20 protein-coding genes are annotated in these 22159 nt (G+C 73.8%); 7 read left to right on the plus strand and 13 right to left on the minus strand.

What is annotated here, in order from left to right:
* Positions 1-47 precede the first annotated feature (47 nt).
* From aspA to ACYP53_RS31660, 6 genes are all read right to left on the minus strand, one after another.
* A complete protein-coding gene (gene aspA / locus ACYP53_RS31635; RefSeq protein WP_189921723.1) occupies positions 48-1457 on the minus strand; it encodes an aspartate ammonia-lyase in 1410 nt (469 codons plus the stop codon).
* 41 nt (positions 1458-1498) lie between these two features.
* A complete protein-coding gene (locus ACYP53_RS31640; RefSeq protein WP_459649963.1) occupies positions 1499-2515 on the minus strand; it encodes an asparaginase in 1017 nt (338 codons plus the stop codon).
* A gap of 85 nt (positions 2516-2600) precedes the next feature.
* Entirely contained in the window at positions 2601-4040 is a 1440-nt protein-coding gene (locus tag ACYP53_RS31645; RefSeq protein ID WP_459649964.1) for an amino acid permease, read from the minus strand.
* Positions 4037-4714 (minus strand): FadR/GntR family transcriptional regulator, encoded by a 678-nt coding sequence (locus ACYP53_RS31650; protein ID WP_189922005.1) that lies wholly within the window; start codon positions 4712-4714, stop codon positions 4037-4039. The genes ACYP53_RS31645 and ACYP53_RS31650 overlap by 4 nt, the downstream gene beginning before the upstream one ends.
* Positions 4715-5008: 294 nt before the next feature.
* Positions 5009-7714, minus strand: a complete 2706-nt coding sequence (locus ACYP53_RS31655) for a glycosyl hydrolase (RefSeq protein WP_459649965.1) — start codon at positions 7712-7714, stop codon at positions 5009-5011.
* 221 nt (positions 7715-7935) lie between these two features.
* Entirely contained in the window at positions 7936-8670 is a 735-nt protein-coding gene (locus tag ACYP53_RS31660; RefSeq protein ID WP_459649966.1) for a rhomboid-like protein, read from the minus strand.
* A gap of 279 nt (positions 8671-8949) precedes the next feature.
* Between ACYP53_RS31660 and ACYP53_RS31665 the strand changes: the two genes are divergently transcribed.
* The 3 genes from ACYP53_RS31665 to ACYP53_RS31675 all read left to right on the plus strand — a co-directional run bounded on the left by ACYP53_RS31665 (position 8950) and on the right by ACYP53_RS31675 (position 12293).
* Entirely contained in the window at positions 8950-9615 is a 666-nt protein-coding gene (locus tag ACYP53_RS31665) for a rhomboid-like protein (protein ID WP_459649967.1), read from the plus strand.
* A gap of 305 nt (positions 9616-9920) precedes the next feature.
* Positions 9921-11333, plus strand: coding sequence for an argininosuccinate synthase (gene argG / locus ACYP53_RS31670; RefSeq protein WP_189921731.1), 1413 nt, complete (start codon positions 9921-9923; stop codon positions 11331-11333).
* Between the two features lie 252 nt (positions 11334-11585).
* Positions 11586-12293 carry a GAP family protein gene (locus tag ACYP53_RS31675; RefSeq protein ID WP_459649968.1) on the plus strand — a complete coding sequence of 236 codons (708 nt, stop codon included), beginning with the start codon at positions 11586-11588 and terminating at the stop codon, positions 12291-12293.
* Between the two features lie 60 nt (positions 12294-12353).
* Here the strand turns inward: ACYP53_RS31675 and ACYP53_RS31680 are convergent, their stop codons facing one another.
* The 3 genes from ACYP53_RS31680 to ACYP53_RS31690 form a co-directional block, all read right to left on the minus strand.
* Positions 12354-13175 carry a hypothetical protein gene (locus ACYP53_RS31680; RefSeq protein ID WP_459649969.1) on the minus strand — a complete coding sequence of 274 codons (822 nt, stop codon included), beginning with the start codon at positions 13173-13175 and terminating at the stop codon, positions 12354-12356.
* A gap of 64 nt (positions 13176-13239) precedes the next feature.
* Positions 13240-13812, minus strand: coding sequence for an RNA polymerase sigma factor (locus tag ACYP53_RS31685; RefSeq protein ID WP_189921737.1), 573 nt, complete (start codon positions 13810-13812; stop codon positions 13240-13242).
* Between the two features lie 295 nt (positions 13813-14107).
* Complete coding sequence (locus ACYP53_RS31690) at positions 14108-14581, minus strand: MarR family winged helix-turn-helix transcriptional regulator (RefSeq protein ID WP_189921739.1); 474 nt, start codon at positions 14579-14581, stop codon at positions 14108-14110.
* A gap of 159 nt (positions 14582-14740) precedes the next feature.
* Here ACYP53_RS31690 and ACYP53_RS31695 point away from each other — a divergent pair, with 159 nt between their 5' ends.
* Positions 14741-15151, plus strand: a complete 411-nt coding sequence (locus ACYP53_RS31695; protein WP_189921741.1) for an organic hydroperoxide resistance protein — start codon at positions 14741-14743, stop codon at positions 15149-15151.
* Between the two features lie 106 nt (positions 15152-15257).
* Here the strand turns inward: ACYP53_RS31695 and ACYP53_RS31700 are convergent, their stop codons facing one another.
* Positions 15258-15611 (minus strand): SHOCT domain-containing protein, encoded by a 354-nt coding sequence (locus ACYP53_RS31700; RefSeq protein WP_189921743.1) that lies wholly within the window; start codon positions 15609-15611, stop codon positions 15258-15260.
* Between the two features lie 151 nt (positions 15612-15762).
* On the opposite strand from ACYP53_RS31700, the gene ACYP53_RS31705 reads away from it, so the two are divergent.
* Positions 15763-16152 (plus strand): hypothetical protein, encoded by a 390-nt coding sequence (locus tag ACYP53_RS31705; RefSeq protein WP_459649970.1) that lies wholly within the window; start codon positions 15763-15765, stop codon positions 16150-16152.
* A 60-nt stretch (positions 16153-16212) separates the two neighbouring features.
* On the opposite strand, the gene ACYP53_RS31710 is transcribed toward ACYP53_RS31705, so the two are convergent.
* Together ACYP53_RS31710 and ACYP53_RS31715 are read right to left on the minus strand one after the other, a co-directional pair.
* Positions 16213-16863: a LamG domain-containing protein gene (locus ACYP53_RS31710; protein WP_189921748.1), complete on the minus strand. Its 651-nt coding sequence runs from the start codon at positions 16861-16863 to the stop codon at positions 16213-16215.
* Positions 16864-17018: 155 nt separating this feature from the next.
* Positions 17019-17672 (minus strand): CBS domain-containing protein, encoded by a 654-nt coding sequence (locus ACYP53_RS31715; protein ID WP_459649971.1) that lies wholly within the window; start codon positions 17670-17672, stop codon positions 17019-17021.
* 381 nt (positions 17673-18053) lie between these two features.
* Here ACYP53_RS31715 and ACYP53_RS31720 point away from each other — a divergent pair, with 381 nt between their 5' ends.
* Positions 18054-20066, plus strand: coding sequence for a hypothetical protein (locus ACYP53_RS31720; protein WP_459649972.1), 2013 nt, complete (start codon positions 18054-18056; stop codon positions 20064-20066).
* 24 nt (positions 20067-20090) lie between these two features.
* Here ACYP53_RS31720 and ACYP53_RS31725 read toward each other — a convergent pair whose 3' ends face one another.
* The gene (locus ACYP53_RS31725) at positions 20091-21290 is read right to left on the minus strand and encodes an FAD-dependent monooxygenase (RefSeq protein ID WP_459649973.1); all 1200 of its coding nucleotides are present in this window, start codon (positions 21288-21290) and stop codon (positions 20091-20093) included.
* Between the two features lie 137 nt (positions 21291-21427).
* On the opposite strand from ACYP53_RS31725, the gene ACYP53_RS31730 reads away from it, so the two are divergent.
* Positions 21428-22138 carry a TetR/AcrR family transcriptional regulator gene (locus ACYP53_RS31730; protein ID WP_459649974.1) on the plus strand — a complete coding sequence of 237 codons (711 nt, stop codon included), beginning with the start codon at positions 21428-21430 and terminating at the stop codon, positions 22136-22138.
* Positions 22139-22159 lie beyond the last annotated feature (21 nt).

Consider the following 22159-nt stretch of genomic DNA (forward strand, 5'->3'; position numbering starts at 1 on the left):
CGCCGTCCGTGCGATGCCTGGCCGGGGGAACCGGCCGCGGCCCGTCGTCAGCCCAGGGCCGCTCCGCTGCCGGCGATGACCTCGGGCCGCAGCAGGGCGGCGAGCTTCTCCGCCGGGAGCAGGCCCTTCTCCAGGACGAGTTCGGCCACGCCCCGGCCGTCGGCCAGGGCCTCCTTGGCGATGGCGGTGGCGGCCGTGTACCCGATGTGCGGGTTGAGGGCGGTCACCAGGCCGATGGAGTTCTCGACGGTCGCGCGCAGCGCCTCGGTGTTGGCGGTGATGCCGACCACGCAGCGCTCGGCGAGGGTGAGGCAGGCCGCGCGCAGGTGGGTGACGGACTCCGACAGCGAGTGCAGGATGATCGGCTCGAAGGCGTTGAGCTGGAGCTGCCCGGCCTCGGCGGCCATGGTGACGGCGACGTCGTTGCCGATCACCTCGAAGGCGACCTGGTTGACGACTTCGGGGATCACCGGGTTGACCTTGCCCGGCATGATGCTCGAACCGGCCTGCACCGGCGGCAGGTTGATCTCGCCGAGGCCCGCGCGCGGTCCGGAGGACAGCAGCCGCAGGTCGTTGCAGGTCTTGGACAGCTTGACGGCGACGCGCTTGAGCACGCCGGACATCTGGACGAACGCGCCGCAGTCCTGGGTCGCTTCGACCAGGTTGGCCGCGGTGACCAGGGGCAGCCCGGTGATGTCGGCGAGGTGGCGCCGGGCCGATTCGGCGTACCCGGCGGGGGCGTTGAGCCCCGTGCCGATCGCCGTCGCGCCGAGGTTGATCTCCTGGATCAGCTCGACGGCTTCCGCGAGCCGGCTGCGGTCCTCGTCGAGCATGACGGCGAAGGCGGAGAACTCCTGCCCGAGCGTCATCGGTACGGCGTCCTGCAGCTGGGTGCGGCCCATCTTCAGCACGTCGCGGAACTCGGCGGACTTGGCCGCGAAGGCGTCCTGGAGGACGGCCATCGCGTCGAGCAGGCCACGCACCGCGTAGACGGTCGCGATCCGGACGGCCGTCGGGTAGACGTCGTTGGTGGACTGGCCGAGGTTGACGTCCTCGTTGGGGTGCAGGTGCCCGTACTCGCCCCTGGCGTGGCCCAGCAGCTCCAGCGCCCGGTTGGCGACGACCTCGTTGGCGTTCATGTTGGTCGAGGTGCCGGCGCCGCCCTGGATGACGTCGACGACGAACTGGTCGTGCAGCTTCCCGCCGCGGATCTCGCGGCAGGCGCCGACGATCGCGGCGGCCTTCCGCGGCTCCAGCAGGCCGAGCTCCTCGTTGGCGAGGGCGGCGGCCTCCTTCACGGCGGCCAGGGCGTCGATCAGGTGCGGGTACGCGGAGATGGGCGTGCCCGTGATGGGGAAGTTCTCGGTGGCGCGCAGGGTGTGGACGCCCCAGTAGGCGTCGGCGGGGACGTCGCGGTCCCCGAGCAGGTCGTGTTCGCTTCGGGTGGCGGCGGTCATGCGGGTCCTCTTCCTGAGGTGGGGTGGTCTGGGGCGGCGTGTCAGGCGGGAGCGGGTACGGCGGGCGGGTCCATCGCCGCCACCGGCCGGATGCCGCCGACGGTCCGGCCGCCGCCGGTCGTCGGCTCCCCGGCGAAGGCCGTCAGCAGCCTCGGGTCGACTCCGGCCCGGGCCAGGGCGGCGGCGGCCACCGGGACGCGCGCCCGGTCCGCCCCGTCGGCGATCTTCACGGCGACGGCTCGGCCGTCCGGGAGCGCGGCGATCTGGACGCCCTCGAAGCCGTCCTTGGCGATCAGCCCGGGCACCGCGCGCATCAGCTCGGCCACGTCCCGCCCCGCGCCGGAGGCCATTTCCGGGTGGCCGCGCAGCGCGTCCGCCACCCGCCGCTCGGCCGTGCCCGGCGCCCCCGTGGCGATGCGGGCGGCAGCGCGGGCGAGGCCGTGCAGGGAGACCGAGAACAGCGGGGAGCCGCAGCCGTCCACGGTGACGTTGGCGGTGTGCTGCCCGGTGAGCTCCTCGACGGCCTCGGCGATCGCCCTCTGGAGCGGGTGGGCCGGGTCGAGGTAGCTGTCCGGGGGCCAGCCGTTGAGCACGCAGAGGTACAGCATCGCGGCGTGCTTGCCGGAGCAGTTCTGGGCGAGCCGGGAGGGCCTGCGGCCCTCCCGGACCCAGGCGTCCCGGACGGCCGCGCCGTACGGCAGGTCTGGGACGTTGCGCAGGTCGTCCTCGGTGAGGCCGGCCAGTGCGAGGATCCGGCGGGCCCCGGCGAGGTGGCGTTCCTCGCCGGAGTGGCTGCCCATCGCCAGGGAGAGCAGGTCGCCGTCGAGCGGCAGACCGGCCCGCACCATGGCGACGGCCTGCACGGGCTTGAGCGCGGACCGCGGGTAGCAGGCCGCCTCGATGTCGCCGGTGCGGAACCGCGGTTCGCCGTCGGCGCCGAGGACGACGACGGAACCGTAGTGGATCCCCTCGACCAGGCCGCCGCGTATGACGTGGGCGACGGGCGCGTGGAGGGGCTCACGGATCGGGGGCGCGTCCGCGAGGGAACTGCTGAGCATCACTGCCTCGTTCGATGGTGGGGGTTGCTTCGGCCGGCGGCCAGGATCACGAAGTCCTGTCGGCCGCCGGTGTTCTGACTGACAGTCAGGAACGATCGTCGCTCGCGGCGCGGGCGAGGCCGCGGCGGACCGCGTACCAGCCGGCGACCAGTGCCGCGGCGATCAGCGGCACGCAGAGCACGGTGGTGCGCGCGGCACCGCCGTCGGCGTACATGAGGACCAGGACCGAGGCGAGGAAGGCGAGCGTCACGAGCTCGGTCCACGGGGAGCCCGGCAGCCGGTAGCCGGGGCGGGTGAGCTCGCCGGCCTGGGTCTTGCGCCAGAACAGGAGGTGGCAGACCATGATCATGCCCCAGGTGGCGAGGATGCCGATCGCCGCGAGGTTGAGCACGATCTCGAAGGCGTCGGCCGGGACCACGAAGTTGAGGCCGACACCGAGGACGCACATGCCGCTGGTGAGCAGGATGCCGCCGTACGGCACCTGGCTGCGGCTCATCCGCGCGGTGAAGCGCGGAGCGGAGCCGTTGACCGCCATCGAGCGCAGGATCCGCCCGGTCGAGTAGAGGCCGGAGTTGAGCGAGGACATGGCCGCGGTGAGGACGACCAGGTTCATCACGCTGTCGGCCGCCGGGACCCCGACGTGGGAGAGCACGGTCACGAACGGGCTCTGGCCGGCGGTGTACTTGTTCCACGGCATCAGCATCGACAGCAGGACGACCGAGCCGACGTAGAACAGGCCCACCCGCCACATGATCGAGTTGATCGCCTTCGGCATGATCTTCTCGGGGTTCTCGGTCTCCCCGGCCGTGACGCCGACCAGTTCGACGGAGGCGTAGGCGAACACCACGCCCTGGACGATCAGCAGCATCGGCAGCAGGCCGTTGGGGAAGATCCCGCCGTTGTCGGTGATCAGCGACGGGCCGGGGACCGCGCCGTCCACGGGGTGCCGGGTGACGAGCAGGAAGATCCCGATGCCCATGAAGACCACCAGGGCGCTGACCTTGACGATGGCGAACCAGAACTCCAGTTCGCCGAAGATCCGCACCGAGATCAGGTTCACGGTGAGGACCACGGCCAGGGCCACGAGCGCGATCACCCACTGCGGGACGTCGGAGAACAGGTGCCAGTAGTGGGTGTACGTGGCGACGGCGGTGATGTCGGCGATGCCGGTGGTCGCCCAGTTGAGGAAGTACATCCAGCCCGCCGTGTACGCGCCCTTCTCGCCCAGGAACTCCCGGGCGTACGACACGAAGGCGCCGGAGGACGGGCGGTACAGGACGAGTTCGCCCAGCGCGCGGACGACGAGGAACGCGAAGACGCCGCAGACCGCGTACGCGACGAACAGCGAGGGCCCGGCTTCGGCGAGGCGTCCGCCCGCGCCGAGGAAGAGCCCGGTGCCGATCGCACCGCCGATCGCGATCATGTTGACATGGCGGGGTTTCAGGGACTTGCTGTAGCCGGTGTCTCCGGCATCGACGTGACGGGTCGTGGGGAGTTGCTCGTCCTTGAGGAACTGCTCGCTCACGCCTCTGGTCTGCCTTCCGTCGGGGACTCCGCGCGCCCGGGGCGCACGATGTCGGTGAGGGTCGTCTCGACGCGGTGCAGGTGGTGCGACATGGCCGCCACCGCGTCGCGCTCGGAACCGTCGATCAGCGCCTCGACGATCGCCCGGTGTTCGCAGTTGGACTGCTCGCGCCGCCCGCCCAGTTCGTTGAGGAAGGTCGACTGACGCGCCAGCGCGTCCCGGATCTCCTCGATGACCCGGCGGAACACCGGGTTGCGGGAGGCCTCGGCCACCCCCAGGTGGAAGACGGTGTCCAGCGCGACCCACGCGGTGGTGTCGGTCTCCCGCTCCATCCGGTCGAGCAGGTGGGACAGGTGGTCCAGGTCCTCCGGGGTGCGGCGCAGCGCGGCGTACCCGGCGACCGGGATCTCGACGTGCCGACGCACCTCCAGAAGGTCGCTGGCGGCGTAGTCGCCGAAGGTGGGGTCCTCGACCGTGTTGGCCACGACGAAGGTCCCCTTGCCGGTCCGCGAGACGGTCAGGCCCATGGTCTGGAGGGCCCGCAGCGCCTCCCGCAGCACGGGCCGGCTGACTTCCAGGGTCCGGCAGAGCTCGGCCTCGGACGGAAGCTTGTCCCCTACGGCGTACTCACCGCGCTCGATGGCGCTGCGCAGGTGGCCGAACACCGCTTCCATGGCGCTGACGCGCCGCGGGACCGAGCCGCCTGTCTGGCTGTCTGACAGGTTCACGGGCCGATCCTGAGGGCTGCGGCCCGGCGGTGTCAAGAGACCGGCGCCGAGACGACGCCTCGCTGAACGTCGCCCGAACACGCGACGGAGGCTCCCCGGCCGGGCCGGGGGAGCCTCCGTCGTCACTCCGTGCTGGTCAGGCCGGTCGACCGCCCGGGCAGGCTGCCCGGTGGTGACCGACCGGTGGTGACCGGTCGAGCGGTGACCGGCTCAGGGACGACCGGTCGAGTGGTCCACCGATCAGTCGGCCTGCTCGTCGTAGCGGCCGCGGCCGAGGCGGCGCAGGTCGAAGGACCAGATGCCGCGGCCGAAGGTGGCGGCGTAGAGCCTGCCGTCCGGGCCGGTCTTCAGCTGCTGCACCGCCGTGGTGGGCAGGTTGCGGCCCAGCACCCGGAAGTCGGTCTCACCGGGCGCGCGGTAGAAGGCGGCGAGGTCGCTGCCGAGGGCGAGGCCGCCGTTCGGCAGGATCTTGACGGAGGTGGCGGGGACGTCGGGCAGGTTGGCCGAGACGTCGGTCCAGGTGGCGCCGCCGTCGTGGGTCTCGAAGAGGTGGCCGACCCCCGCGCCGGGGCCCTCGGTCCAGGTGCGCGAGAAGCCGTTGAAGGCGACCAGGACGTGCCGGGCGTCCTTCTCGTCCACCGCGAAGGAGGAGATGTACCGGTTCGGCAGGGTGCCGTCGACCGGCAGGTCGAGCTGGTGCCAGCCGGTGCCGTCGGTCTTGCCGACCGCGATGCCGCGGCTGAAGCCGACGTTGTTGCACGGGCCGCACCAGCCCGCGTACACGGTGCCGTCGACGGTCGCGACCGCCGTGGCGACGTGGCCGGCGCCCAGGTCGTAGGCGGAGGTCCACTCGCTGCCGCTGCGGATCGCGTAGCCCTTGTGCTGGACCCAGACGTGCCGGCCGCCGGCGATCCAGGTGTTGCCGTCCTTCGGGTCGGCGGTGATCGGCGCGATGAAGCGCGCGGCGCTGGTGTCCTTGTCGGGCGGCGCGACCTCGTAGGAGGTGGCCTTGGTGGGGTCGGTCTTCCAACCGCCGTTGTTGACGGCGCAGTTCTGGGTGACCCACATGTCGAGGTAGACGTACTCCTCGGCGATGTTGCAGCCGTTGGCCGGGTCGACGAGGGTGTCGGCGCCGTCGCCGCCGAAGTTGGAGCCCATCACCTTGTCGTGGGCGCGCAGGATGGACTGGCCGTTGTCCTGCAGGCCGCCGCTGACGATCACGCCCTTGCCGGAGCGGTCCGCCGGGTCCTTGCCGACGCCGACCGAGTAGTACTGCAGGGTGTCGATGGTGCCGTCGCCCAGCGACTTCCAGTCGGTGGCGTGGCCGGAGGCGTCGGCCGCGCCGTTGACCGGGCGGCTGTAGATGCCGCCGTCGTTGCCGACGTACACGCTGGTCTTGCCCTTGTACCTGCCGAAGGCGACGGCGTGCTGGTCGGAGTGGGTGGTCTGCGAGCAGTCGCCGGTCTGCTTGGCCGGGTCGATGCTCCAGCAGGGGAAGCCGAAGTTCCAGTACGGGCCCGGGACGGTCCAGGTGGTGCCGCCGTTCTTCGTCTCCAGCACCTCCTCCAGGCCGGCGTAGACGTGGTCGGGGTCGGCCGGGTCGACCCGGAGGAACTGGTTGTACCAGGCCTGGATGCCGGGCTGGTAGCCCTCGTCCTGGAGCGCGGAGCCGGAGTTCTTCAGCTTGTCCTTGTCCGCGATCTGGGTCCACGGGCCGAAGGGGGAACCGGACGTGGAGACGTAGATGCCCTTGAGGCCGGTGTCCGGGTCGCTCGCCATGACCGCCGGGGACTGGTCGATCGCGTAGTAGCGCGAGCCGTCCGCCGAGGCGGCGAAGGTCACGTTGCCCACGTTCGCCGCGTCCGTCGGCAGGTCGCCGAGCGACCCGACGCGCTGCCAGGTGCCGTCCGCCGCCTTGCCGTAGAAGCCGTTGTAGGTGTCGCCGCCGCGCCAGCCCACCGCCAGGACCACCTTGCCCGGGTCCTTGGGGTCGATCGCGATGTCGTTGGCGATGTTCTTGTACGGCGCGGCCGGGTCCCCGGCCTTCGAACCGCCCGGCAGGTACTCGGGGTTGGGCGCGAACTCCAGCGTCCAGGGGCCGGACAGCGTGGTGGCCGAGTGGCTCCAGACACCCCGGCTGGTCGCCGCCCACACCTTGCCGCCGCCGAAGCGCAGCGCGTGGACGATGGTCGACTCCAGCTCCGCGCCGCCCACCCGCATACCGGGCTGGAACTCGCCGTGCTTGGGGTCGGGGAGCACGTACACGCCGGTTCCGACGTACGAGGTGGCGCCGGTGTTGGACTCACCGGTGGCGTACCAGAGCCGGCCGGAGCCGTCCAGGTCGAGCGTGCCGGTCGACAGGGACGGCAGCTTGTCCGAGATGGACTGCCACTGGCCGCCGCCGGTGCGGGAGCGGAACACCCCGCCGTTGGCGCCGCCCGCGTAGACGTAGCCGTCGTCGTCGGCGGCGATGCCGGTGATCCGGCCGGTGACGTAGCCGGAGCCGCCGCTCGAGTTGGAGTTGACGTCGCGGTAGCGCGGGTCGTCGGAGTCGTACGGCTTGTCCGTGACGTGGTCCCAGTTGCCGCCGGTACGCGGCATCGACTGCAACTGCGCCCAGGCCGCGCCGTAGGCGCCCGGGGCGACCACGCCGGGGGCGGTGCGGGCCTCGGTGTACTGGGCGGTGCCCTCGGCGGAGTTCTCGGCCTCGTCGCCCTCGTCCTCGCCGGGGGCGTCGGCCTTGGCGGTGAAGGCCGGGCCGGCGGTGGCGCCCCCGCCCCGGACCTTCTTCGCGTGCTTCTTCCCGACCTCGGTCTGGTGCTGGGCCTGGTGCGGGCGCGGGTCGGGCGTCGCGGACGGCGCGGCGAGGGCCTGGGTGGTGGTCAGTCCGAGCGCGGTCAGGGTGACGGCGGGCAGCAGCAGCCGTCGGCGTTGCCTGGTGGGCACGATGGTGGGTCCTCCCCAGTGCGGCGGGTCGCGCGGTCGCGCCACCCGGCGGAACACGGGGAAGCCTGCTAAGCCGATCCGGCCGAGGGAAGAGCCCTACGGTAAGAACCCGGTAATGGCCTTACGGTTTTGGACAGTTGGCATTCACCGAATGGGAACGCCGGGGTGCGGGGCGCCGGGTGCGGACGGTCGCGCGCCGGGCTCCGGAAGTCGACCACCCGTCACTTCCGGGGCGTGGGCCCCGGCCACCGTCCGCGCGGCCGCCGTAGGCCCGTGCGCACCGCGGCGACCGGGTCGAAGGCACCGGGACGGTCCCTGGTCAGCGGGTAGCAGGCGAACCCGATCAGGGCCGCGCTGAAGTGGCCGACGCTGGTGTAGTCCCGGCTCTGCTGGACGCCCAGGCCGTAGACGACCAGCACCCCGACGGCGTACAGGTACCGCCAGGGCCGCACGATCAGGTAGGTGAGCACCGCGACCACTCCGGCCAGCGCGTAGCTGACGCCGTAGTCGAGGGTGTAGACGGCCTTCGGCGGGGCGAGCCCGCGGTGGATCGCCCAGCCGAGCACGCCCTCGCTGAGGTAGGTCGCGCCGACGTGCGCGAGCATCGCCACCGAGATCCAGCGCAGCGTGCCGAGCCACCGCTCGGCGGGCACGTGGAAGAGGTTGTAGAGCAGGAAGTAGGACAGCCAGCCCCCGCCCGCGATCCACAGCGCGCTGGTCACCAGGACACGCACCGGCGACACCTGCAGGTGGTGCAGATTGGTCGAGCGCCGCTCCAGGATGCGGTCGGCGGTCGCCGGGTCGACGTGCCGGATCACCTGGGTGGTGACGAGCAGGATCGCCAGCCAGGCGTAGGTACCCGGAGCGCGCCGGACGTAGGACCACACCGCCCGGGCCGCGCGGGCCCACCAGGGCCGCCGCCGCGCCTCGGAGCCCCTGACGGTGCTGCCGGCCATCGGCGCCTCCTCGACGCTCCTCCCCCGCCCCTGCCCCCTCACCCTCTTCCCCTCACCCTCGCCCCTCCCGGCCGCGATCCGCCGCCGCAGCGGCCCGTCCGGGTGAGCCGCCGACCGCCCCCGCCGCCGACCGCCGGCCACCCGACGACCGCCCGCCTGCCACCCGCCCGCCTCCCGCCGCTGACGTACGCTGGCGCCCCGACCTCCCGGCCACGACCCCTCCGGCCACGCACCGGGCGTGCCGACACCGGGAACCGCAGAGCAAGGGCAGCAGGCACGATGAGCGATCGCCTCGCGACGAGGACACCGACCGACACCGCGGCCCCCCGGGAACACGCGCTGAGAGCGGCCGCCCGCCTGCGGTTCACCACGGCCTACGTCCTGCTGCTGACCGTCACCGCCTCCTGGCTCGCCGGCCAGGGCCACGCCGAGCGGGCCAGGTTCGTCCGGCACAACAGCAGCAACGTGCACCACATGGAAGTGGGCAAGTGGTGGACGATGTTCACCAGCGGCCTGGTGGTCGACGGGGCGCCGGCCTGGGCGGGCATCGCGGCGGTCGCCGCCGCGCTGGGGCTGGCCGAGTGGCGCTGGGGTCCGGCCCGGGCCGCGGCCGTGTTCGCGTTCGGGCACCTCGGCGCCACCCTGCTCACCGAAGGCGCGATGTGGGTGATGCTGACCGTCCACATCCCCGGCGCGCTCTCCCACGCGAGGGACGTGGGCATCAGTTACGGCCTGGTCGCCACCGGCGCCTGCCTGCTCGCCCTGGGCCCGGTCCCGCTGCGCCGCTACGGCCTGCCGGCCCTCGCCCTGGCGCTGGCCACCGCCTGGGCGGTGGACCAGCAGCTGGCCGACGCCGGGCACCTGGTCGCGCTCGGCCTCGGCGTGCTCGCCTCCCGGACGGCCTGGCTGCACCGCCGGACCTCCCCCGCGCCCGCCTCCCCCTGAACCCGCCTGAGCCCGTCTGAGCCCGTCTGAGTCCATCGACCATCCACCGCGACGCCCACCCGCACCCGCCACCGGGCCGGCCCCCCGGCCACATCCCCCAACTCATCCACCGTGCAGTCGAGTTGGCCGCATCGGCAACGAGCGTGGAGCGGCTCCACGGGCGCCCACCCCGATGGACTCGATCGTATGCTCTTGCGTTACTCTGCAAATCTATGCCAGAGTGCGGGCATCGGATCGAGTACGCCGAATCCCGTCACACAACGCTGAATCAGGGGCCCGCCTGCGCGGGTCTAAAGGGTGCATCCATGTCGAAGGTCTTGAGCAAGCTGCCGGTCGGTGAACGGATCGGCATCGCATTCTCCGGTGGGTTGGACACCTCCGTCGCCGTCGCGTGGATGCGCGAGCACGGTGCCTTCCCCTACGCCTACACGGCCGACATCGGCCAGTACGACGAGCCGAACCTCGCCGACGTCCCGGCCCGGGGCCGCGCGTACGGCGCCGAGCAGGCCCGGCTGGTCGACTGCCGGGAAGCGCTGGTCGAGGAGGGCCTGGCCGCCCTCGCCTGCGGCGCCTTCCACATCCGCTCCGCCGGGCAGACGTACTTCAACACCACCCCGCTCGGCCGCGCCGTGACCGGCACCCTGCTGGTCCGCGCCATGCAGGAGGACGGGGTCTCCATCTGGGGCGACGGCTCCACCTACAAGGGCAACGACATCGAGCGGTTCTACCGCTACGGCCTGCTCGCCAACCCCAGCCTGCGGATCTACAAGCCGTGGCTGGACCAGGCGTTCGTCGACCAGCTCGGCGGCCGCAAGGAGATGTCCGAGTGGCTCGCCGAGCGCGACCTGCCGTACCGGGACTCCGCCGAGAAGGCCTACTCCACCGACGCCAACATCTGGGGCGCCACCCACGAGGCCAAGCGCCTCGAGTACCTGGACGCCTCGCTGGAGATCGTCAGCCCGATCATGGGCGTGGCCTTCTGGGACCCGGCGGTCGAGATCCTCACCGAGGACATCACCGTCGAGTTCGAGTTCGGCCGCCCGGTCCGGATCAACGGCCAGGAGTTCGCCAGCGCCGTCGACCTGGTCCACGAGGCCAACACCATCGGCGGCCGCCACGGCCTCGGCATGTCCGACCAGATCGAGAACCGGATCATCGAGGCCAAGAGCCGCGGCATCTACGAGGCCCCCGGCATGGCGCTGCTGCACATCGCCTACGAGCGGCTGCTCAACGCCATCCACAACGAGGACACCCTCGCCACCTACCACACCCAGGGCCGCCGCCTCGGCCGGCTGCTCTACGAGGGCCGCTGGTTCGACCCGCAGTCGCTGATGCTCCGGGACAGCATGCAGCGCTGGATCGGCCACCCGGTCACCGGCAGCGTCACGCTGCGGCTGCGGCGCGGCCAGGACTACTCGGTCATCGACACCCAGGGCCCCAACTTCAGCTACCACCCGGAGAAGCTGTCCATGGAGCGCAGCGTCGACGCCGCGTTCGTCCCGGACGACCGCATCGGCCAGCTGACCATGCGCAACCTCGACATCGCCGACTCGCGCAGCAAGCTGGAGCAGTACGCGGTGCACGGCCAGCTGGCGCCGTGGAGCGGCCTGATCGGCGAGCTCGCCCCGGGCGGCGCCGCCCCCATCGCCGCCGGCACCGGCGACGCGGAGGAGTCCACCGCGCTCGACCACGCCGCGATCGAGTCCGGCACCGACTGACGCTCCCGGTGTCGGGTGGCCGGTCGGCCGACCACCCGACGCACGACCGTATGACGGGTCACCCCCACGGAGGCCGTCGCACCGCTCCCGGTGCGACGGCCTCCGCCGTTCCCTCGGCCCTCGCGCAGTCCCTCCGGCCGCCGTCCACCCGTTCCGCCCTGCTCACCCGGACGGCCGACCGACCGTGCACGCCGGGCCCCGCCGTAGCTGAATGGCGAACGTGCGCCCGGCGACGGGAAGGCGGGCACGGGGATGGGTGAAGCGGTCGGTTCGATGCTGGCCTCGGCGGTGGCGGTGGCGATCAGCCCGCTGCCGCTGATCAGCGTGATCCTCGTCCTCACCGCCCCGCACCGGCAGGCGCGCCGAACCGGCACTGCCAGCCCGGCCGGCCGTGCCAACGCCGTCGCCTTCACGGCCGGCTGGCTGCTCGGGCTCGCCGCGCCGACGGCGCTCGTGGTCGTGGCCGGCACCGCCCTCACCCGGGCCCAGACCGCACCGACCTGGTCGTCCTGGCTCAAGCTCGCGCTCGGGGCGCTGCTCCTGCTCTCGGCGGCGCGGCAGTGGCACGACCGCCCACGCGCGGGCCACGTCACCCCGCCGCCCGCGTGGCTGCGGGCGGTCGACCGGTTCACGGCGGCCAGGTCCGCGGGCCTCGCCCTCGCCCTGGCCGCGGGCAGTCCGAGGACGCTGCTCCCGGTCGTCGGCGGCGCCGCCTCGATCGCCGCCACCTCGACCGGTCCCGGCGCCGAGGCCCTGGCCGCGGCCCTGCTCGTGGTGATCGGCTCCCTCTGCACACTGCTGCCGCTCGCGGTCCACCTGGTGCGCGGCGGCGCCCGTTCCGCCCGGGTCCTGGGCGAGTGGCGGGCCTGGACGGCCACCCACCAGGCCGCGATCCTGACCACGGTCCCGGTCGTGCTGGGCGCCGGGTACCTGGGCGACGCCGTCTCGGTGCTCACCTGACCGTTCGGCACCCCGGGCCCTTGCGACCGGTGCGTCGACGAGCACGCGCCCGCGCCCGCCTCACCGGATCCGCACCACCCCCCGGCCCCGCACCGCCCGGACGCCCAGCCGCGCGGGATCCCGCCGCGGACGCGCCGCCACCGCCTCGCGCAGCGTCATCAGGATCTCCCCGTCGTAGCGCTCCGCCAGCACCCGCGCCAGCTCGGCCGCCCCGCCGGGCCGCGCGTCGGGGGCCAGCTCCGGCAGTCGCCCCGGGGCGCTGAGGTCCTGGGCCTGGGCGGCCCAGCGGGCCGCGTCGCGCCGCTCGCCCTCGGCGGTGTAGTGCACGGCCAGGCAGTGCACGGCCAGCTGGTCCCCGTACTGGGCGGCGATCCGCCACCAGAAGACGCCGTCCGCCGCGCGGCCCATCCCGTACAGCAGGCAGCCGAGGGTGCGGAAGGCGGTCTTCTCGGCGAGTTCGAGGTCCAGGGCCAGTTCGCCCGGCTTCGCGGCGCCCGCCACACCCGCGCACAGGTGCCGCAGGTCGCGCCGGAGCTCCGCCCGGCCGCCGGCCCAGGGGGACTGGCCCGCGCCCGGTCCCGGACTCGTTCCCGGCCCGCCGCCCGCCGCCGGACCCCACCCCGTCCCGTGGCCCGATCCCGGCCCCGGTCCCGGGCCGGCACCCGACCCCAGCCCCGCACCCCCGGTCGAGCCCGACGCCGGGGCGTGCGGCGGTCGGGCGCCCGCCGGCGGCCGGGCGGGGCGCTCCCGCACGGCCGGAGCGGGCCGACGGGCGGCGGCGAGCCGCTCGGCCAGCCGCCGGGTGAAGGCCACCGGGTCGTGGTCGTCGAACTCGCGCTCCAGCTCCGCGGAATGCGCCCGCAGCAGGTCCCCGACCCTCATGTCACGACCTCCACGCCGCTCCCCCGCCTCGCACACCCGCGCCCCGGCGCTCACGTCTCCGCCCTCACGATTGCGCCCCGTCCTCGTCCGGGTGCTCCAGCAGGTACTCCAGGTGGCGCCGCCCGAGGCTGTAGTAGGTGCGGGCGGTGGTGTGCGCGATGCCGAGCGACCGGCCGATGTCGGGGTACGACAGCCCGGCCTGGCGCAGCCGGACCACGTCGGCCTGGACCGGCGCGGCGCGCGCGAGTTCGTCCATCGCCCAGTCCAGGGCGTCCAGTTCGGCGAGTTCGTCCAGCTCGTCCTGGCTGGTGTCGGGGCGGCGTTGGGCGATCACGCGCAGCCGTTTGCGTTCGATGCGACGGCGCTCGCGCAGGACGTCCACCACCGCGTCCTTCACCACCTTGAAGGCGAAGGCCTGCGGATCGGCGCTGGCCAGGGCCCGGCGCCAGTTCTTGTAGAGCGTGGTGCCGGCGTTCTGGACCGCGTCCTGCGCGTCCTCCCGGTGCCGCAGGCGCTGCTGGGCGTAGCGGAGGTAGCCGGAGTTCTCGCGAGTGAAGAAGGCCTCGAAATCGGTCGGCAGGTCGCCGAGCGGGTCCGCCCGCAGGCTCCGCTCCTCGCCCGGCCCGGGAGTGTTCACCCACGCCCCCCTTTTCTGGGTCAGCTGGCCGGCCCACCGGGTGGCACGCCGACGGCCCCTTGGGGGCTCGTCGTGTAACCGTCCGGGAGGCGCGGGATGTTGACCGGATCGGGCGGACAATTGGCGAACGTTTCCGTTCACTTTCGAGCAGCACCACTGACCTGCCGGTTCGGGCCCATCGGCCCCACCGGAACACCCCCGACGTGACCCAGATCACATCGCTTCGGGCCTCGGCTTGACAAGCCCCGGGCGCCGACCCCGCCACCCCGCCGCACACCCCCGCCACCCCGCGCGCTTACGGCGCGGGCTCCACCGTCGCCGCGTCCATCGCGGCGGTCACCCGCTCCAGCAGCCCGCGCAGCGCCGCCATGTCCTCGATCGGCAGCCCGGTCGCGGCGAGCAGCCGGCGCGGGACCTGTCCGGCCCGCTCGCGCAGCGCCGAACCCTCGGGAGTGAGGGCGACGGTGACCGACCGCTCGTCCTGCGGGCTGCGCTCGCGGCGCACCAGGCCGGCCGCTTCGAGCCGCTTGAGCAGCGGGGAGAGCGTGCCCGAGTCGAGCCGCAGGCGCTCGCCGATCCGCTTGACGGGCAGTTCGCCGTCCTCCCAGAGCACCAGCATCACCAGGTACTGGGGGTAGGTCAGTCCGAGGTCCCGGAGCAGCACCCGGTAGACGCCGCCGAAGGCGCGCGAGGCCGCGTTGAGCGAGAAGCAGAGCTGCTGGTCGAGGCGGAGCAGCTGCTCGTCCGCCATGCCGGGGAGCGTGGTCATGGCTCCATGGTACCGACCACCTTCGCGCGATTGAGTTGTGCGCAATTGAATTGCGTGCTCTACTTGTGTCACGGCAGGACGCGGCCGGGCCACCGGAACAAGGCGGCCCCCGCATCCCACCGCAACCGAGCAACCGCAGCACCACGAAGGGAACCGACCATGGACGCGCTCTACACCGCAGCCGCCACCGCGAACGGCCGGGAGGGCCGCGCCGTCAGCTCCGACGGTCAGCTGGACCTCGCGCTGGCCATGCCGCCGGCGCTCGGCGGCAACGGCCAGGGCACCAACCCCGAGCAGCTGTTCGCGGCCGGCTACGCCGCCTGCTTCGCCAGCGCCCTCGGCCTGGTCGGCCGGCAGGCCCGGGTGGACACCAGCGAGGTCTCGGTGACCGCCGAGGTGTCCATCGGCAAGGACGGCGCCGGCTTCGGCCTCGCCGTCGTGCTGCGCGTCGAACTGCCCGAGTCCCTCGCGGGCGAGACCGGCGAGCTGCTGGTCAAGCAGGCGCACGAGGTCTGCCCGTACTCCCGCGCCACCCGCGGCAACATCCCGGTCGAGCTGGTCGTCGAGTAGGACCGCCCGCCGGGTGACCGCCCCCTCGGGTGACCACACCACCGGGTGACGAACGCCGGGCCCGCCGCACAGCACGTGCGGTGGGCCCGCACCCGTATCCGGCGCGCTACTCCCCCGCGCCGGGTCCGCCGCCGCCCGGCCCGCTCCCCGCCGAGCGCAGCGTGTCCAGTCTGTGCCGGTACTCCTCCGCGTCGATCTCGCCCCGCGCGAACCGTTCCGCGAGCAGCTGTTCCGGGATCGGCCCCGACGCCCAGCCGTGCTTGCCGGCCGGCCCGTGCCCGCCGGCCCCGGGCGACGCCGGGGCGAGCGGGATGGGCTGCCGCGAACGCGTGATGTACCGGAACAGGGCGACGGCGACGAGCACGAGGAACGCCAGGAAAAGCAGCGCTCCGATCACCATCAGTCCGATGCCCCAGCCGCCCATGCCGTGGCGGTGCGGGTACCCGTGCCAGTGCCTCATCAGGACCTCCTCCTCCGGCCCCACCGGGCCCGCCGAGGTGCTCAGCGCCTTACCACCATCGTGCGCCCCCCACCGGCGAAAGCGCCGTGAAGAAAGTCTGAGAAAACGTTCCGGCACTCGGCACCGACGACCTCGGGGTAGCGTGCCGCTCGTGACCCCGCACCCGCGCCCGACGCACCGCCCGCCCGACGACGGCCGCTCACCCGAGCAGCTCGTCGCCGCCGGAGTGCTCCGGCGCCACGCGGACCCCAGCCCCCACCCGGCGCTCGGCCACTCGCCGATCGCCTACGTCGCCACCGCGCTCTGGACCGAGCTCACCGCCCTCGCCATCGCGCCGTCCGCCGCCGAGGCCACCGCGACCGCCCTGCTGCACACCCTCGCCGGCCAGGCCGTGGACGCGGCGCTGGCCCCGGGCAACGAGCGCGCCCCGCGCGACGACCTGTACGTGACCGACCCCGCCCACATCGGCCCGCACCGCCGCGCGGTCTGGTTCCACCGCTCCGGCCCGCAGGGCCCGATCACCGCCGCCTTCGCCCCTTGAGCGGCGACCACCCGGCCGCCGCTTCGCCGACCCGCCGTCTCAACGTTCCACCCCGCCGCGTCAGCGCTCCACCCGCAGACTGTGGCAGGCCCAGCTGAGCCGGTCCGGGCCGCCGATCGGCGGCCGGTCGTGGTACGTCCCGTCCGCCACCGACAGGTTGACGATCAGGTACGCGTGCCAGCCGGACCCGACCCCGTGCAGGTCCGCGTAGACCAGCTCGTCCTCGACGTACCAGTCCACCGAGTGGGCGCCGAACACCACCCGCAGGTCGAAGGTCGCCCCCGGGGCGATCCCGACGCCGCCGCCGTGCCAGTACCGGAAGCCGCCGCGGACGTGGTTGGAGATCTCCAGCAGGTCCGGGTGGTCGGGGTGGTACTCGAAGACGTCGACCTCGTTGCCGCCGTCGCGCCAGGTCCAGATCGCCGGCCAGGCGCCCAGTTCGACGGGCAGCGTCACGCGCGCCGACAGCACGTCCCCGGTGCGGACCTGGAAGCCGTCCGGGCTGCCCTCGGTGGTCAGCAGGTTGCAGCTCCACAGGCCGCCGCTGTGCCGCCGGGTCGCGGTGAAGACCCCGCCGGGGCAGTACCCGCGGACGAGGTAGTCGAGTTTGTGGTCGCTCCGGTTGGTCGGCCCCATCCGGGGATAGGCGCTGCTGCGTCCGGCGATCCACTGCCTGGTCGAAGTGAAGTCCGCGTCGAACACGACTGTCACGGCCGCCTCCCCGGTGCCCCGGTGCCCCGGCAGTCCGATCGGCCGGGTACACAGAGTGAGTTACCCGATACGCTCCGCTGTATGCGGAGCTTTCGGCCCCGGTCCGTACCGATCCCCGGCCGCGGGGTCGACACCCCGGGCCGCAGAGCGCGCGCTCAGCCGACCGCGGCCGTTCCCCCGGCGCCGAGCCGGTCGGTCACCGAGACCACGCCGTCCACCGAGCGGCACAGGTTGAGCACGATCGGCACCAGGTGCGGCTCGGGAACGGTGCCGCTGAGCACCACCCGCCCCTGGGTGACCTCCACCCCGATCTCCGCCGGGCTGACCCCCTCGATCCGGCCGAGCACCTCCTCGACGATCTCCCGCCGGATCACCATGTCCTCGCGCAGGAACACCCGCAGCAGGTCGCCCCGGCTGACCATGCCGATGACCCGGTCCTCCTCGTCCAGCACCGGCAGCCGCTTCAGCCCGTGCCGGCTCATGGTGCGGGCGGCCGCGACCACGCTGGTGCCGGGCGTGGTGCAGACCGGCTGGGTCGTCATCAGGTCCTCGGCGGTGACCTCGCCGTCCGGCCCCGCCTGGGCCGACTCCGGCGCCGGGAGGAGACTGCCCGGATCCTCCTGCGCGGCGAGGGTGCGCAGCAGATCGGCCTCCGAGACCACGCCGAGCGGCCGCCCCTCGGGGTCCACCACCGGCACCCCGGTGATGTCGTACTCGCTCAGCAGCGTCACGATCTCCCGGAACCCGGTCTCGGGCGAGACCAGGACGACGGGGCTGGTCATCACGGATTCGACGGTGGCATGCCGCACGCCGGTTCACCTCGTCCAACGGTGCTGGTCCGACCGGGCGCGGATCGTCCCGGCCGGTTACCGGCAGCATGGCGCGCGGCGGCGCGGACCGCCAGGGGCCAAGGGGCCGAACGGGTGGGACTTTGGACCCCGACCGGCGAACACGGCCCCGACAGCGCGCACCCGAACCGGCCCTTGAACGCCGCCGGCTCTCGCCCGGCATGGTCCGGGCGCGTGGAGTCACCCCGCAGACCGGCTCGTACGTGGCCGCAGAATACGCGCCGCACGCCCCCGGTGGTGCGCCCGTCGCCCCGGACGGCGCAACCATCACATGATCGACTCGTTGGACCGTCCACCACGACGGCACCACGGCTCCGGGAGGCCCCTTTGGCAGGACGGACGGTGGGCGCGGCACGTCCGGTGGCGCAGGCGGAGGCCGCGCTGGTGCGCCACTACCGGAGGCTGGTCCGGCTCGCCTACCTGGCGCTGCCGGCCGACCGGGACCGGCACAGCCGGGTGCTCGCCGCCCACGCCGCCGTCCAGCGCGCCCTGCCCACCCGCTGGGCCCTCCGCAGCGAACGGCAGCGCCGGAACGACCCGGACCATCAGGACGGCCTGGGCCACCAGGACTCCCCGGACCACCAGGACGACGCGGGCCACCGGGAGGACCGGACCCACCGGAACGACCCGGCCGCCGACGGCACCACCGACCCGGTCTACGCCGCACTGCGTCTGCGGGTCCTGCGCGCCGCACTCCGCCCGCGCCCGGCCGCCCGGCTGCTGGCACCCCGGGTCTGGGGCCTGCGGCTGTTCACCCCGCACGGCGGCGAGGAGGACGCGGCGCTCGCGCACGCGCTCGCCGCGCTGGACGCCCCGGCCAGGGCCGCCTTCGCCCTGCGGACGGTCGAGGGCCTGAGCACCGACCAGGCCGCCGGAGTGCTCCGGCAGGCCGGGGTGGCGCAGCCGATGGAGGCGGTCGCCGCCGCGGCGGGGGTGGCGTCCGGCCCGGCCCCGGCGCTGCCGGCCTTCGACCCGTGCGCGGTCCGGGTGCAGCCGACCGACCTGCTGCGCCGCCGCCGGACGCTGACCGCCGCGCTGACGGTCGGCGTGCTCGGACTCACCACGACGGCCGCCGTGCTCGGCGGTCCCGGCTCCGGCGACGGTTCCGGCTCCGCCACGGGCGCCCGGTCGGCGTCCGCGCCTCCTCCGCCGGGCGCCGTCGACCCGACCCGGCTGCTCCGGGTGGCGCCCGACGCCTGGCAGCACACCGCGCGGATCGACTTCTCCGCCTGGCCCGCCCGGGGCGACCGCCGCGAGGACGCCACCCTGCTCCGCCGCGCCCTGACCGCCTGGGCGCAGCCCGGCCCGCAGACCCACGCCGAACCGGGCACGGACACCACCCCGCCCGCCGAGGCGCCGCACCTGCTGTTCGCCGGAACGGTGGACGGGACCGGCGTGGTGGTGCTGTACGACGGCCTGCGGATCGCCCGTTACACCGACGGTCCGCAGGGCGGCCTGGACCTCGCCCGCGCCGACGACTCGGACGTGACGACGGCCGGCGCGGTGGCCCTGCGCCGTCAGGGGCCCGCCGTCCGCTATCTGCTGGCGCCCTGGGTGGAGTCCGCCGAGACCCGCCGGATCGACCAACCCGACGTCGCGGCCCGCCCGTTGGACCACCCGGACGGCCTCACCGCGCCGGCGCCCGGCGGCGGGCTCGCGGACTGCCAGGGCGCGACCGTGCTGCAGTTGCACTCCTCCCCGGTGATCGCCGAGAAGCACGCCTTCCTGCTGGCCGACCTGGGCGGCGTCGTCCCCGCGCACCTCACGTACACGCCGCCACCGGACCGCATCCCGTCGGACCGTTCCCCGTCCGCCCAGCCCGACCGTTCCCCGTCGGCCCAGCCCGCCCAGCCCGACCACGAGCCGCGCGAGGCGACCGGCCAGGACGCGCTGCTGGCCTGGGCCCGGGCGGGCTGCGCCGTCCCGGACGGCAAACCGGGCGTCAAACAGCTCAACCTGTGGGCCTTCGCCGTCCAGGCGCTGCCGCAGAACGCGGGCTCGGCCTCCTGGGTCTGCCTGCGCGCCGACCGCTGGACCGGCGACGGCAGCGCGGCCTCGGCCGTCGTCCTGCCCGCCGTCCGCGGCGCGCAGCGCACCGGCGGCGGCCCGGGCCGGGCGTGCAGCCGGTTCGAGCAGGACACCGTGGCCTGGACCTGGTGGCGCTCGCCGCAGGGCACCGAGTACGTGCTGGCGGCGGGCAGCCGCCGGGTCACCCGGCTCACCGTCAAGGGCCCGGACTGGTCGGTCGACCGGGCCGCCCCGGACCACACCCTCGCCGTCGAGCGCCCCGCCCGGGCGGCCGTCCAGGTCGAGGCGCTCCTCGACAACGGCAGCCGCATCGGCCCGCCGCACTGAGCCCCACGCCCTGCCCCGCCCCACTCAGCCCACGTTCCCGACCGTACCAGCCAACTCCACCCCGTAGTCCGGCAGTTCGACACTGCTGACCTCCTTCCCCAGCTCCAGCATCTTGTCCAGCGCCCACCGCCGGTTCAGCACCGCGTTGCGGAGCCGCAGCCCGGTCTTCGTGCGCGGAGCCAGGAACGGCCCGGTCCGGTCGCCGCCCTTCTGGCAGCCCCGGGCGTAGTCGCGGAGCAGCCGCTCGTACCGCTCGAAGGCGGTCCGGTGGTCTCCGCGCGCCCGGGCCAGCTCGCCCGCCAGGACGTACGCGGCCACCACCGCCGTCCCGGTGCCCATGCCGCCGATGGTCGCACCGCAGGCGGCGTCGCCGATCAGGGCGATCCGGCCGTTCGACCAGCTGGGCACGTCGGCCCGGCTGATGGAGTCGAAGTACGGCTCGGGGGCGGCGTCCAGGCTCTCCAGCAGCTCCGGCACCCGCCAGCCGAGGCCCGCGAAGGCCGCCCGGACCAGCGCCTTCTGCTGTGCCGGGTCGTGGCGGTCGTAGCGCAGTTCGGGTGAGGCGAACAGACAGAAGGCGCCGGCCCGGCTCGGGTCCCGGTGGCTCGCGCCGACGGACATCAGCTGGCCGGGGACGTTCAGCCCGACCGACCCGACCGGCAGCCCGAGGTCGTTGGGCAGCTGCCAGGTGGCCGCGTAGTAGCCGAGGTGGCGGACGTAGCGCTCCTCGGGGCCGAAGGCGAGCCGGCGGACGTTGGAGTGCAGCCCGTCGGCGCCGATCACCAGGTCGAACTCGCGCGGCGCGGCGTGCCGGAAGGTGACCCGGACGCCGCCCGGGGTCTCCTCCAGCGCGGCGATCGAGTCGCCGAAGACGTACTCGGCGCGGGAGCCGCTGTGCCGGTGCAGCAGCTGGGCGAGCTCTCCGCGCGGGACCTCCACGTCACCGCCGGCGAACTCGGCGGGCAGGTGCAGCAGCCGGCGCCCGTCGGCGTCCACGAAGGTCATCGGGCTGCCGCCGGTGCCGAGGGCACGCAGTTCGTCGAGCACGCCCATCCGTTCCAGCACGGTCAGGTGGGTGCGGCCGCGGAAGTCGACGTCCTGGCCGCCGTCGCGCAGCGCCGGGGCCAGCTCGACCACGGTCACCTCGAAGCCGTACCGGCCCAGCCAGTGGGCCAGCGCGGGGCCGGCGATGCTCGCGCCCGAAATCAGGATCTTGGTGCTCATGGGGGACCGCTCCGTTCGAGGATCGAGGATCGAGGATCGAGAAACAGTGTCTGGCGGACACTGTTTGTTGCTGTGTACGTTAGACACAGTTGGAGCACTCCGGCAACCCCCAGGACGGGACAGGACGGGAGCGGACGATGCACGAGACGGCGAACGACACGGTGCGGCTGCTCTGGGGCCCGCCGGCCAAGCCGAGCCGCGGCCCGAAGCCGGCCCTCAGCCTGGAGCGGATCGCCGCGGCGGGCGTCGAGATCGCCGACGAGGAGGGCCTGGGCGCGCTCTCGATGCAGAAGGTGGCCGGGCTGCTCGACTTCACCAAGATGTCGCTCTACCGCTACGTCCCCGGCAAGGCCGAACTGATCGCCCTGATGGTCGAGTCGGCCGCCGGCGAACCCCCGGCCCCCGCCGACGGCGCCGACTGGCGGGAGCGACTCACCGCCTGGGCCCACCACTTGGCCGACTCCTTCGCCCGCCACCCCTGGCTGCTGGACGCCACCGTCGGCCCCCGGGTGATGGGCCCCAAGGAACTCTCCTGGCTGGAACAGGTGGTGGTCGCGCTCGACGGCCACGGACTGACCGGCCCGGAGCGGATGGACGCCGCCGTCCTGCTCGCCGGGCACGTGCGCGGGATCGCCCAGCAGTCCCGCGGCACCGGCGCGTCCGGCGGCCCCGAGGCCGAACTCCTCGCCGCCCTCGGCGCCGTGGTGCGGCAGCACGCCGACCGCTTCCCCGCCGTCGCCGCCGCCATGGCCGACCCGGACGGACGCGACCGGGCCCTGGACTTCGGCCTGGAGCGCATCCTGGACGGCCTGGCCGCCCTGATCGAGCGCCGCACCGAAGGGGCCTGACGACTCCGAACGGGCCTGACC

This window comes from Kitasatospora sp. Ki12, from assembly GCF_054601375.1.